This window comes from Rhodovulum strictum (genome assembly GCF_009649175.1).
Classification (GTDB): Bacteria; Pseudomonadota; Alphaproteobacteria; order Rhodobacterales; family Rhodobacteraceae; genus Rhodovulum; species Rhodovulum strictum.
Map to the genome: position 1 here is coordinate 24,171 of NZ_WJPO01000018.1, position 12,112 is coordinate 36,282.

A 12,112-nucleotide genomic window follows, 5' to 3' on the forward strand; every position below is an offset into this window, starting at 1 on the left:
GGCCTCAGGGCCGGTCCTCGGCCTTGCCCGCCCGTTGGCGCAACTCGGCCAGTTTTTCCTTCAGCCGCCCGCGGCGGCGGTTCTGATATACCGTGATAACCGGAACGCTGAGGTAGTAGACCACCAGCCCCGCGGCAATCCCGGGGGCGATCCCGCCGATCAGATAGGGCAGTAACAGCTCGTGGTAGAACTGGCCAAGCTTGTGCCAATGCGGCTCGGCCCCGGTAAAGACCGCAACAAGATTGTCCAGCAGATCCTCGGCCGCGCCGCGGAACTTGGCGATCAGCGTGCTTTCGGTGGGTTCGTCGAAGCGGCTGCCCAGCAGGAAATGCCCCGTCTTGAGCGAGACCATCGCGATCGGCAGAAAGGTCAGCGGGTTGCCGAACAGCGTCGCCAGCAGCGAGGCAAGGATGTTGCCGCGCAGCCCCCGCGCGATCAGGGCCGCGACGAAGAAATGCAGCCCGAAAAGGGGCGTGAAGCTGGCAAAGACCCCGGCCGCGATGCCGCGCGCGATCTTTTGCGGCGAGTCGGGCAGCCGCCGCAGCCGGTGGGTGACGTAGTAGATCGCCCGGCCCCATCCGCCGCGCGGATAGACGCTGTCCAGCATGACCCTGCCGAACCTTCGCTTGTCGCGGCGCTTGAACACCAAGCCGGTCGTCCTTGTCTTCGGGCGGCCGTCACTCGGCGCGCTCGGGATTCCGATACCGTTCTATTTCGGCGACGTCGTTCTCCGCCTCAAGGGCGGTCATCACGGTGTGAAGGTGCTCGACATCCCTCAGATCCACTTGAATCAGCAAACGGTAAAAATCCGGCTTCTTGTCGACGAACTCCATGTCGGAAATGTTGGCCTTCTGCTCTCCGATCAAGGTGCAGATACGCCCCAGAACGCCCGCATCGTTGCGGATCGTGATGTAAAGCCCGACGCTGTGCACCGCCGGGTGCTTGCCCGAATGCCAGTGCAGGTCGATCCAGCGGTCGGGCTGGTCCTCGAACTTCTCGAGCACGGGACAGTCGATAGCGTGAACCACGACGCCGCGGCCGCGCCAGGTGATGCCGACGATCCGCTCGCCCGGCACGGGCTGGCAGCAGGGCGCGCGGGCAAAGGATTCGTCGGGCGACAGGCCGACCACAGCGCGCGAGGCGTCGATCTCGTCGCCCCCGGCGATGGCAAGCTCGGGATACAGAGCCTCGACCACGTCCAGCGCGCGCAACTCGGCCGAGCCGAGCCGGGCCAGAAGCTCGCTCGCGCCGCTGAGCCCGAAGCTGCGCGCGGCCGTCCTCAGCGCCTTTTCGGTCGACCGCTTGCCCACATGGTCAAAGGCCACCCGCGCCAGTTCGCGCCCGAGCTTGATATAGCGTTCGCGGTCTTCCTCGCGCAGCGACTTGCGGATCGCGGCCTTGGCACGGCCAGTCACCACGATGTCGATCCAGGTCGCCTGCGGACGCTGACCCTCGGCGGTGATGATCTCGACCGACTGGCCGTTCTTGAGACGGGTCCAGAGCGGCACGCGGATGCCGTCGACCTTGGCGCCGACACAGGAATCCCCGATCCTTGTATGGATCGCATAGGCATAATCCAGCGGCGTCGCCCCCCGGGGCAGTTTCACCACATCGCCCTTGGGCGTGAAGCAGAACACCTGATCGGTATACATCTCGAGCTTTACGTGCTCGAGGAACTCGTCGTGATCCTCGGCATTCTCGAAGCGTTCGGTCAGCGAGGCCAGCCATTTCGCGGGATCGACGGCAAACGGGTTCTCGGCCCGCTCCCCGTCGCGATAGGACCAGTGCGCGGCCACACCCGATTCCGCCACCTCATGCATCTGGCGGGTGCGGATCTGCACCTCGACCCGCTTGCCGTCGCGCCCCGAGACGGTGGTCTGGATCGAGCGGTAACCGTTCGACTTGGGCTGGCTGATGTAATCCTTGAACCGCCCCGGCACCGCGCGCCAGCGGCGGTGGATCGCACCCAGCACGCGGTAGCAATCGCCCTCGGTCTCGGTGATGACGCGGAAGCCGTAGATGTCGGACAGGCGGGAAAAGCCCTGTTCCTTCTCCTCCATCTTGCGCCAGATCGAATAGGGTTTCTTGGCGCGGCCGAAGACGTCGGCCTCGACCCCTTCGCGTTCCAGTTCCTTGCGGATGTCCTGGGTGATCTTCTGGATCACATCGCCCGATTCGCGTTGCAGCGTGATGAACCGGCGCATGATCGAGTTGCGCGCCTCGGGGTTCAGCACGCGAAAGGCCAGATCCTCCAGTTCCTCGCGCATCCACTGCATGCCCATCCGGCCCGCGAGCGGGGCATAGATGTCCATCGTCTCGTGGCTCTTGCGCACCTGCTTTTCATGCGGCAGCGACTTGATCGTGCGCATGTTGTGCAGCCGGTCGGCCAGCTTGACCAGGATCACCCGCAGATCCTTGGACATCGCCATGAACAGCTTGCGGAAATTCTCGGCCTGCTTGGTCTCGGACGAGGAAAGCTGAAGGTTGGTCAGCTTGGTCACGCCATCGACCAGTTCCGCGATCTCGTGGCCGAACAGCCGTTCGACCTCCTTGTAGGTGGATTTCGTGTCCTCGACCGTGTCGTGCAGCAGCGCGGTGATGATGGTTGCGTCATCCAGCCGCTGTTCGGTCAGGATCGCGGCCACCGCGGCGGGGTGGGTGAAATATTCCTCGCCCGAGCGGCGATACTGACCGGCATGCATCTCGCGCCCATAGGCATAGGCACGCCGGATCAGCGCCTCGTCGGTCCGGGGGTTGTAGTTGCGGACCAGCGAGATCAGGTCTTCGACGTCGATCATGCGGTCGCAAATCCAGAGGGGCGCGTCACGCTGCGCGCCCGGGGGTCATCGTTGCGCCTGCGCTTCCATCAACGCGCGCAACAGCTTCTCTTCGGACATGTCGTCATCGGCCGGACGGTCCGCCATCCCGCTGCCCATCAGCAGCGCCATGGAATCCTCTTCGGGCTCGTCCACCTCGATCTGGGTCTGGTGGGCCTCGATCATCCGCTCGCGCAGCTCGTCCGCCGACTGGGTTTCCTCGGCGATCTCGCGCAGCGAGACCACGGGGTTCTTGTCGTTGTCGCGGTCGATGGTCAGCGCGCCGCCAGCGGCGATCTCGCGCGCCCGATGGGCGGCCAGAAGCACCAGCTCGAACCGGTTCGGAACCTTGTCAACGCAATCTTCTACCGTCACGCGGGCCATGGCGCACTCCGATCCCTGGGAGATTGAAGCCCCTATCTATTGGGTCTCAAAAGACTTGACAAGAGCGGAAAGACTGTCCCAAGGCCCCGAAATCGGGACAATCGCGGCCTTTTCGGCCTCGGGCAGCGCCGCCAGCATCCCGGTCACGGTCAGCCCGAGAATCGGATGGCGCCAGTCGGGCGCGATCTCGGCCAGGGGCACCAGCACGAAGGCGCGATCCTGAAGCCGCGGATGAGGCAGGATCGGCTCGCCGGGCGCCGCTGCTGCCTGCGCCTCGGGGGACAGCTCGCGCCAGCGGGTCTGGGTCGCGGCATCGGGCAGCACCAGGTCGCCCAGCGCGATCAGGTCCAGATCAAGGCTGCGCGGCCCCCAGCGCTCACGGCGCACGCGGCCGAACTCTGCCTCGATCTTGTGCAGCCGCTTCAGAATCTCGGGCGCGGACAGGGCCGTTTCGATCTCGGCAACCGCATTCACGAAATCGGGACCGCCCCCCGGCGGCCAGCATGGTGTATGATGAAATCTGCTGATTCGGGCAATCCGAAGCGATTCGGAATCCAGTGCCACAAGGGCTTTTGCAAGGGTGCCAGTCAGGGTTTCGCCGGGGTCCGCGACATTGGTGCCCAGTGCAACCTGTCCTTTTGGAGCAGTTTTTGCATAATTTCCCGGTTGCGGCATCTTGATCCATCCTTAGATTTCAAGGGATGTCCCGCAGCGCTTTGTATTTCGGTGCGCATTGTTCCAACCACTCACGTCCCCCTGCTTGCGGGCATATTATGTAAGGAGCCCGAATGTTTTACAGAGATGAACGCCTGGCGCTTTTCATCGACGGCTCGAACCTCTACGCGGCCGCGAGGGCGTTGGAGTTCGACATCGATTACAAGCTCTTGCGTCAGGAATTCATGCGTCGTGGCAAGCTGTTACGCGCATTCTACTACACCGCCCTGCTGGACAACGACGACTACTCGCCGATCCGGCCCCTTGTCGACTGGCTCAACTACAACGGCTTCACCATGGTGACGAAGCCCGCGAAGGAGTACACCGACAGCCAGGGGCGGCGGAAGGTCAAGGGCAACATGGACATCGAGCTGACGGTCGATGCCATGGAGCTTGCGCCGCGGGTCGATCATATCGTGCTGTTCTCGGGCGATGGCGACTTCAAGCCGCTGGTCGAGAGCCTGCAACGGCAGGGTGTGCGGGTGTCGGTGGTGTCCACCATACGCAGTTCACCGCCGATGATCGCGGACGAGTTGCGCCGCCAGGCCGACAACTTCATCGAGCTTGACGAACTGAAAGAGGTGATCGGCCGCCCGCCGCGCGAACCGCGCGGGATCGACCAGCGCGCCGAAGCGCAGCAAGACGGCTGAGAGGCGCCGGGCCGGTTCACTCCCGGCCCGCGCCCCGCGGCCAGCGCCACCATCGCAGACGTGATCCCCCGATGACCGGCCTTGGCACCTTCGCCCAGCTTGCAACGATGTTTGCGGCCGCCTTCGGCGCGGCAACGCTGCTGCCCTTCCAGTCCGAGGTGGTCTTCGCCGGCCTGCTACTGGCGGGCAAGGTTGACCTTGGCTGGCTGTTGCTGGTGGCCAGCATCGGCAACGTGCTGGGCTCGGTGGTAAATTACCTGCTCGGGATGTGGGTCGAGCATTTCCGCGACCGCCGCTGGTTTCCGATCAGCGCGCCCCAGCTCGAGCGCGCGCAGCGCTGGTTCAACCGCTGGGGCGTCTGGACACTTCTGCTCAGCTGGGCGCCGATGGGCGATGCCTTTACCGTGGCGGCGGGCATGATGCGCACGCCGTTCTGGCTGTTCCTGGCGCTGGTCGCCATTGCCAAGACCGGGCGATATGCCGCGCTTGCCTGGGCAACGGCGGCGGCCGTCGGCTAGGCCCGGGACTGGACGAAAATCGCCTGCGGGGTTACCTCTTGGGCGGACAGGAGAAACGCCCATGACCAAGCCCAAGCTGACCCTTTATCTGGCCGCGCCCCGCGGCTTCTGCGCCGGTGTGGACCGCGCGATCAAGATCGTCGAGATGGCGCTGGAGAAATGGGGGCCGCCCGTCTATGTGCGCCACGAGATCGTGCACAACAAGTTCGTGGTGGACGGGCTGCGCGCCAAGGGCGCGGTCTTCGTCAAGGAACTGGACGAATGCCCGGTGGACCGTCCGGTGATCTTTTCGGCCCATGGCGTGCCGAAATCTGTACCCGCCGAAGCCGCGCGGCGCGAGATGATCTATGTCGATGCGACCTGCCCGCTGGTCTCCAAGGTGCATCTGGAGGCGGCGCGCCATCACGAGAACGGCAAGCAGATCGTGATGATCGGCCATGCGGGCCACCCCGAGACCATCGGCACGATGGGGCAACTGCCCGAGGGCGAGGTGCTGCTGGTCGAAACACCCGAGGATGTGGCGGGGATCAGCGTGCGCGACCCCGACAACCTGGCCTTCATCACCCAGACGACGCTGTCGATCGACGACACCGCCGAGGTGGTCAAGGCGCTGGAAGCGCGGTTCCCGACTATCGAGGGGCCGCACAAGGAGGATATCTGCTACGCCACGACGAACCGGCAGGGCGCGGTCAAGGCGGTGGCGCCCAAGGTCGAGGCGCTTCTGGTGATCGGTGCGCCGAATTCGTCGAACTCGAAACGGCTGGTCGAGGTGGGCGCGGCGGCAGGCTGCGGCACGGCGCTGCTGGTCCAGCGCGCGGCCGATATCGACTGGGCGGCGCTTGAGGGCATGTCCAAGGTCGGGCTGACCGCCGGCGCCTCTGCGCCCGATGTGCTGATCGAGGAGGTGCTGCAAGCCTTCCGCGACCGCTACGATCTGGAAATCGAGCAGGTCGTCACCGCCACCGAGAAGATCGAGTTCCGCCTGCCGCGCATCGTGCGCGAACCGGCATGACCCGTGCCGCGCCCCCGGCACGCCCATGACCGCGATCCCGCGCCTTGCCCTGATCCTCGGCCTTGCCGGGCCGATCCCCTTCCTGTGGGGCGCGGCCACGGTGTTCATGCCGGAACTGGCCCGTTACGCACCGCCCGAAATCGGCCCGCGCTTTCGCGGGGTCGAGGTGCTGACGCTCTATGGCACGGTGATCCTGGCCTTCATGTCGGGGGTGCTGTGGGGGTTTGCCGCCAAGGCCACGGGGGCCAAGGCGGCGCTGGGCTACGGGCTGTCGGTGATCCCGGCGCTCTGGGCCTTTGCGGTACTGGGCGGCGCGGCGGGCAAGCCCATCCTGCCGCTGATGGCAGGTTTTGCCGGGCTTCTGCTGCTGGATGCGCTGTTCTGGATGATGAACATGACGCCGCGCTGGTGGATGCGGCTGCGGATCCTCCTGACCGCGGTGGTTCTGGCCTGTCTGGCCGTGCCGCTGCTCTGAGCCCTGGGCGGTTGACGGCGCCGGACCCGCCCCCTACACCCGCGCCGGACCCCTCAGGAAAGCGCCATGCCCGATCTTTTCGCCTATACCGACGGCGCCTGTAGCGGCAATCCCGGCCCCGGCGGCTGGGGCGTGCTGTTGCAGGCCAGGGACGGCGCGCAGGTGGTGCGCGAGCGGGAATTGTCGGGCGGCGAGGCGGCGACGACGAACAACCGCATGGAATTGCTGGCCGCGATCTCGGCGCTGGAAAGCCTGACCCGGCCCGCGAAGATCACGGTGGTCACCGACAGCGCCTATGTGAAGAACGGCGTCACCGGCTGGATCCATGGCTGGAAGCGCAATGGCTGGAAGACCGCCGACAGGAAGCCCGTGAAGAATGTCGAGCTGTGGCAGCGGCTGGACGCGGCGCAGGCCCGCCATGAAGTGCGCTGGGAATGGGTGCGCGGCCATGCAGGCCATCCCGAGAACGAGCGCGCGGACGAACTGGCCCGGGCCGGCATGGCCCCCTACAAGCGGTAGCGCCCGGCCACGCGGTCGGATTTGGGTATTTTTTCCAAGAAGAAGATCAGTAACGGTCCTGCCCGTGCTCGACCTCGGCCGACATGCAGAGCCGCCCGTCCGGCCCCCGCACCCAGAGCCGGTCGCCCGCCCGGCAGAGCGTGGCGGCTTCGTGGTCGAAAAGCGCAGACCGGGCGCGGAAGCTGAAGCGGCGCAGCGGGCCCTGCGCCGTGGCCTTCAGCATCAGCAATTGCGCCAGAAGCGGCCCATGGACGACGAGCCCGCCATAGCCTTCGGTGCCGGTGGCATAGTCGCGGTCGTAATGGATGCGGTGGCCGTTGAAGGTGAGCGCCGAGTAGCGGAACAGAAGCGTGGGGGAAAAGCGCGCCTCGGTCTCGTCCTCGGCCGCTTCGGGGGCGGGGGGCGGTGCGGGGCGGGAGGCGTCGGGGCAAGGATCCTCGCGATAGACGATGTCCTGCCGCTCGCTGACCCGCAGCACACCCGCCTGCACGATATCATGGCGCAGAATGACGAAGGCCAGCGGGCCGCTGCGCCCCTGCTTGCGGGTGATGCCCTCGATCGTGGTGGTGCGTTCGGCCGGGATCCCGGCGCGCAGGGGGCCGAAGAAGGTCAATTCGCCACCCGCCCACATCCGCCGCGGCAGGCCAAGATCGGGCAGGAACGCGCCCAGCCGGGGGTGGCCGTCGCGGCCCAGTTCGGCGGGCGGGCGCGGATCCCAGAAATAGACCTGGTGGAAGAAGGGCGGCAGCGCGGTCAGATGGCCGGGCGGTGGGCCGTCCAGTCCCAGCGTGGCATGCAGCGCCGCGGCCCGGACCGGGTCCATCGCGTCGCGGAGGATATGCGTTCTGCCCAGCGCCTCGTTCATGGGCCGGACGCTAGCCGCAGGCGGCGGAACGCGCAAGCGGGCGGCTAGCGGGCGATCTCGGCCTTCAGCGCGGCCATCAGTTCTGCCAGCAGTTTCTGCCCCGTCTCGTTGGTCAGCCGACCCTCTGCGTCGAATTGCTGGGCGGCATTGCCCACCATCACCTCGGGCCCCGCCAACAGCCGCGGGCGGAAGGCGACCAGGCAATGGCGCAGCGCGAATTGCGCGCGCGGCCCGCCCGCGATCCCGGCGGCGGCCGAGACGATCGCAACCGGCTTGTCCGCCCAAGGGTGGCCCCTGGTCCGGCTGATCCAGTCGAGCGCGTTCTTCAGCACACCCGAGATCGACTTGTTGTATTCCGGCCCCGAGATCACCACCGCATCGGCCGCCGCGATCTGGTCGGCAAGGCGCTGGACCGGGGCCGGGATGCCCTCGGCCGCTTCGAGATCGCCATCGTATAGCGGCAGGCGCAGGTCGGCCATCTCGAACCCGGCGGGATCGAACAGCCGCGCAGCCTCGCGCAGCAGCATGGTGTTGTAGGAACCTGCCCTGAGCGAGCCGGAAATCCCCAGAAGCCTGTATCGGGCCATGTTGCTCTCTCCGCCTGTTTCCAACGAACCTAAGCCGCGGGCGCCGGGCTGCAAGCGGCGGGTTGTGCCCTCTGCCCGCTTGGCGCAGGGTGCGGCCCAGGCAGGACGGAGGGCAGCATATGGAACGGCATGGCGGGCGCATCCTGGCGGACCAGTTGGCGATACAGGGGGTCAGGCGGGTGTTTTCGGTGCCGGGCGAAAGCTTTCTGGCCGCCCTCGACGGGCTTTACGATGTGGGCATCCCGAACATCGTCTGCCGCCACGAGGGCGGCGCTGCGATGATGGCCGAGGCGTACGGAAAGATGACCGGGGCGCCGGGCGTGCTGTTCGTCACGCGCGGGCCAGGGGCGACGAATGCGGCCAGCGGGCTGCATGTCGCGCGGCAGGATTCGACACCGATGGTCGTGTTCGTCGGCCAGATCGCGCGCAGCGACCGGGACCGCGAGGCGTTTCAGGAACTGGACTATCGCCGCTTCTTCGGCCCGCTGGTCAAATGGGTGGCCGAGATCGACCAGACCGAGCGTCTGGCGGAATACATCGCGCGCGCCTTTCATGTGGCTGTCTCGGGCCGCCCCGGTCCGGTGGTGCTGGCGCTGCCCGAGGACATGCTGAGCGCGCGGGCCGACATCCCCGACCTGCCCCCCCCTGCCCGCCTGCCGCCCGAACCCGGCGCCGCGCAGGTCGGTGCCGTGGCCGAGGCGCTGGCGCAGGCCAAGCGTCCGCTGGTGGTGGTGGGCGGGCCGCATTGGTCGGCGCAGGCGGCAACGGATCTGGCGCGCTTTGCCGGGGCCCTCGACCTGCCGGTGGCGGTCAGCTTTCGCAGGCAGGGGCATATGGACAACCGCCATCCCTGCTATGTGGGCGATCTGGGCGTGGGGATGAACCCGAAGCTTGGCGCGCGGCTGGCCGCAGCCGATCTGGTTCTGGCACTGGGCACGCGGCTGGGCGACACGGCGACCAACGGCTTCACCCTGCTCGACCCCACAAGGCCGGGGCCGCGGATCGTGCATGTCCATGCCGATGCGGACGAGCTGGGCCGGGTCTGGCGCCCCGATCCCGGCATCGCGCAGCCCGCCCCTGCGATGGTCGCGGCGCTGGCGCGGCTGAACGGTCGGCCGGTGCCGTGGGGGGCCTGGCGGGCCGAGGCGCGGGCCGAATACGAGGCCTGGACAACGCCCCGGCAGACCCCCGGCGCGGTCCGGATGGAAGCGGTGATCGCTTGGCTCTCGGCCCATCTGCCCGAGGATGCGATCGTCACCAATGGCGCGGGGAATTACGCCGCCTTCCTGCACCGCTATTTCGCCTTCAAGCGGCATGGCACCCAGCTTGCGCCCAGTTCGGGGTCCATGGGCTATGGCTTTCCCGCCGCGATCTCGGCCGCGCTGGAACATCCCGGCCGGGCGGTGATCTGTCTGGCGGGCGACGGGTGTTTCCAGATGACGCTGAACGAGATGTCCACTGCCGTTCAGCACGGGGCAAGGGTGGTGGTGATCGTGGCCAATAACGGCCGCTACGGCACGATCCGCATGCATCAGGAGCGCCGCTATCCGGGCCGGGTCAGCGGCACTGATCTGGCCAATCCCGATTACCCGGCACTGGCGCGGGCCTATGGGGGCGACGGGGTGGTGGTGACGGATCAGGCCGAATTCCCGGCCGCGATGGCGCAGGCACTGGCCTCGACCCTGCCCTTCGTGGTCGAATTGCAGCTTGACCCCGAGGCGCTGGCCACCGGCTTTACCCTGTCCGAGGCGCGCGCGATGGGCGAGGCGGGCGCCGGTTAGGCGGCGCTATTCCGCCGGGGCCATGTCCAGCGCCATGTCCAGCGCGGCGGCGCAATGCACCTGCACCGTGTCGAAGACCGGCATCGGCACATTGCCTGCGTGCAGCAGCATGCCGACCTCGGTGCAGCCCAGGATCAGGCAATCGGCGCCGCGCTTGGCCAGCCGCATCGCGATATCCTCATAGGCGGTGCGGCTGTCGTCTCGGATCACGTCGCGGCAAAGCTCGTCATAGATGATCCGGTGCGTGGTCGCGCGGTCCTCGGGGCCGGGCAGCATCGGCGACAGGCCCGCCGCGCGCAGCCGGTCGGTGTAGAAGCTTTGCTCCATCGTGTAGGCGGTGGCCATCAGGCCCGGCCGGGACAACCCCGCCGCCCGGATCGCCGCGGCGGTCGCGTCGGCGATATGCAGGAACGGGATCGTGACGCCCGCCATCATCGGCCCGGCCAGCTTGTGCATGGTGTTGGTGGCCAGGATCAGCAGCGAAGCGCCCCCCGCCTGCAAGGCGCGCGCCTCACGGTTCAGCAGACGGCCTGCCGCCTCCCAGTCGCCTGCGGCCTGCATCCGCTCGACCCCTGCGAAATCGAGCGAGCGGATCAGAAGTTCTGCCGAATGCAGCCCGCCCAGCCTTTCGCGCGCGCCGCGGTTCAGCGCGTCGTAATAAAGCGCGGTCGAGGCGGCGGACATGCCGCCAAGAATGCCGATTGTCTTCATGCCTGTCTTCCCAATGTCAGCCCGGTGATGAAACAGCGCGGATGCACGCGCAAGGCGACAAAGCGAAACCGGCGGGCCTCCGCCGAAAGATGCGGACGAGCCGCGTCAACCACCGCTTAACCCGGTTCTGCCCCGATACCGCAATGGTACGGATGCTGCCCGTTCTGATCGTCCTGAGCCTGGCGGGCTGCGATTCACCCGGACCGGAATTCGGCGCCCTGCCCGGCACGCGGGTCGTGGTCGAGGGGTCGCATTTCGCGGTGCGCCGCAAGGACGGCACGGCACAGGCGATCCGGCTGAATGCCGGGCATCGCCCCGGCACGATGGCACGCGGCGCACGGGCGATCGAACTGGGCACGGGCTGCCGGATACGCCCCGGCACGCTGTCCGGCGATCCGGCGGTGATCTATGCCCGCCTGAGCTGCGCGGCCCCCTGATCATCGCGCAGGCACAGCCCGATCCGCTTTTCCATGAACATGTTCGAGGAGATGTCGGGATACCCGCCGAACGGCGCGCAATCCTGATAGCCCATCCGGCGGTATAGCTGCACCGCCGCCGCCAGCGCCGCTCCGGTTTCCAGCCGCAGAAGCCCCAGCCCGATATCGCGGGCGGCGGCTTCCAGATCCTCCATCAGCGCGCGGCCGATGCCCTGCCCGCGCTGGGCGGTATCGACGTAGAGCCGCTTGATCTCGCCATATTGGCCCTGATCGACCAGCGCGACGCAGCCCACGGGCGCCCCGGCGCGGCGGGCGACAAGGAACTGGGTGGAACTGTTGGCCAGTTCCTCGGCCGAATAGCTGAAACATTCCTCGGGCGGATAGACCGCCAGCAACGCGGCCTGGCTGGCCTCGATCAGGGCCCGTCCGCTGTCGGACAGGGCGGATTCGGTTGCGATGGTCACAGGCATGGGGGGACACCCTTTCGCAAAATCTTAACACCGGTCACCCGGCGCAGGCACGCCGTCAAGAGCCGCCGCAGCACCGTAGCGGGAGGCTGATATGCACAGGCGGCAAGGCTTCAATATCTTGTGGACAAGTCGCCAAAGCCGCCCACATGCAGGGCCACGCGCTTGACAGCGCG

The 12,112-nt window shown here is 67.2% G+C and carries 15 protein-coding genes; 7 read left to right on the forward strand and 8 right to left on the reverse strand.

The window, feature by feature from the left end; genetic code table 11:
- Positions 1-4 precede the first annotated feature (4 nt).
- The 4 genes from GH815_RS11845 to folK all read right to left on the reverse strand — a co-directional run bounded on the left by GH815_RS11845 (position 5) and on the right by folK (position 3,875).
- Positions 5-607, reverse strand: a complete 603-nt coding sequence (locus GH815_RS11845; protein ID WP_343030817.1) for a DUF2062 domain-containing protein — start codon at positions 605-607, stop codon at positions 5-7.
- A 70-nt stretch (positions 608-677) separates the two neighbouring features.
- On the reverse strand, positions 678-2,798 hold the full coding sequence (locus tag GH815_RS11850) for a RelA/SpoT family protein (protein ID WP_153748986.1): 2,121 nt from the start codon (positions 2,796-2,798) through the stop codon (positions 678-680).
- A gap of 45 nt (positions 2,799-2,843) precedes the next feature.
- Positions 2,844-3,200, reverse strand: coding sequence for a DNA-directed RNA polymerase subunit omega (rpoZ, locus tag GH815_RS11855; RefSeq protein ID WP_153748987.1), 357 nt, complete (start codon positions 3,198-3,200; stop codon positions 2,844-2,846).
- Between the two features lie 36 nt (positions 3,201-3,236).
- Positions 3,237-3,875 (reverse strand): 2-amino-4-hydroxy-6-hydroxymethyldihydropteridine diphosphokinase, encoded by a 639-nt coding sequence (folK, locus tag GH815_RS11860; RefSeq protein ID WP_153748988.1) that lies wholly within the window; start codon positions 3,873-3,875, stop codon positions 3,237-3,239.
- A gap of 113 nt (positions 3,876-3,988) precedes the next feature.
- On the opposite strand from folK, the gene GH815_RS11865 reads away from it, so the two are divergent.
- From GH815_RS11865 to rnhA, 5 genes are all read left to right on the forward strand, one after another.
- A complete protein-coding gene (locus GH815_RS11865; protein WP_153748989.1) occupies positions 3,989-4,564 on the forward strand; it encodes a LabA-like NYN domain-containing protein in 576 nt (191 codons plus the stop codon).
- Positions 4,565-4,635: 71 nt separating this feature from the next.
- On the forward strand, positions 4,636-5,082 hold the full coding sequence (locus GH815_RS11870) for a YqaA family protein (protein WP_153748990.1): 447 nt from the start codon (positions 4,636-4,638) through the stop codon (positions 5,080-5,082).
- A gap of 61 nt (positions 5,083-5,143) precedes the next feature.
- Positions 5,144-6,094, forward strand: coding sequence for a 4-hydroxy-3-methylbut-2-enyl diphosphate reductase (gene ispH / locus GH815_RS11875; RefSeq protein WP_153748991.1), 951 nt, complete (start codon positions 5,144-5,146; stop codon positions 6,092-6,094).
- Between the two features lie 25 nt (positions 6,095-6,119).
- The gene (locus tag GH815_RS11880) at positions 6,120-6,569 is read left to right on the forward strand and encodes a DUF3429 domain-containing protein (protein WP_153748992.1); all 450 of its coding nucleotides are present in this window, start codon (positions 6,120-6,122) and stop codon (positions 6,567-6,569) included.
- A 66-nt stretch (positions 6,570-6,635) separates the two neighbouring features.
- Positions 6,636-7,088 (forward strand): ribonuclease HI, encoded by a 453-nt coding sequence (gene rnhA / locus GH815_RS11885; protein WP_153748993.1) that lies wholly within the window; start codon positions 6,636-6,638, stop codon positions 7,086-7,088.
- 46 nt (positions 7,089-7,134) lie between these two features.
- Here rnhA and GH815_RS11890 read toward each other — a convergent pair whose 3' ends face one another.
- Both GH815_RS11890 and GH815_RS11895 read right to left on the reverse strand, forming a co-directional pair.
- Positions 7,135-7,953, reverse strand: a complete 819-nt coding sequence (locus tag GH815_RS11890; protein WP_153748994.1) for an acyl dehydratase — start codon at positions 7,951-7,953, stop codon at positions 7,135-7,137.
- A 44-nt stretch (positions 7,954-7,997) separates the two neighbouring features.
- Positions 7,998-8,540, reverse strand: coding sequence for an NADPH-dependent FMN reductase (locus GH815_RS11895; RefSeq protein ID WP_153748995.1), 543 nt, complete (start codon positions 8,538-8,540; stop codon positions 7,998-8,000).
- 119 nt (positions 8,541-8,659) lie between these two features.
- On the opposite strand from GH815_RS11895, the gene GH815_RS11900 reads away from it, so the two are divergent.
- A complete protein-coding gene (locus tag GH815_RS11900; RefSeq protein WP_153748996.1) occupies positions 8,660-10,321 on the forward strand; it encodes a thiamine pyrophosphate-binding protein in 1,662 nt (553 codons plus the stop codon).
- 6 nt (positions 10,322-10,327) lie between these two features.
- Here GH815_RS11900 and GH815_RS11905 read toward each other — a convergent pair whose 3' ends face one another.
- A complete protein-coding gene (locus GH815_RS11905) occupies positions 10,328-11,032 on the reverse strand; it encodes an aspartate/glutamate racemase family protein (RefSeq protein WP_153748997.1) in 705 nt (234 codons plus the stop codon).
- A 152-nt stretch (positions 11,033-11,184) separates the two neighbouring features.
- Between GH815_RS11905 and GH815_RS11910 the strand changes: the two genes are divergently transcribed.
- On the forward strand, positions 11,185-11,469 hold the full coding sequence (locus tag GH815_RS11910) for a hypothetical protein (protein ID WP_153748998.1): 285 nt from the start codon (positions 11,185-11,187) through the stop codon (positions 11,467-11,469).
- Here GH815_RS11910 and GH815_RS11915 read toward each other — a convergent pair.
- Positions 11,439-11,939: a GNAT family N-acetyltransferase gene (locus GH815_RS11915; RefSeq protein WP_153748999.1), complete on the reverse strand. Its 501-nt coding sequence runs from the start codon at positions 11,937-11,939 to the stop codon at positions 11,439-11,441. The two genes, GH815_RS11910 and GH815_RS11915, sit on opposite strands and share 31 nt — an antisense overlap.
- Between the last annotated feature and the right edge of the window lie 173 nt (positions 11,940-12,112).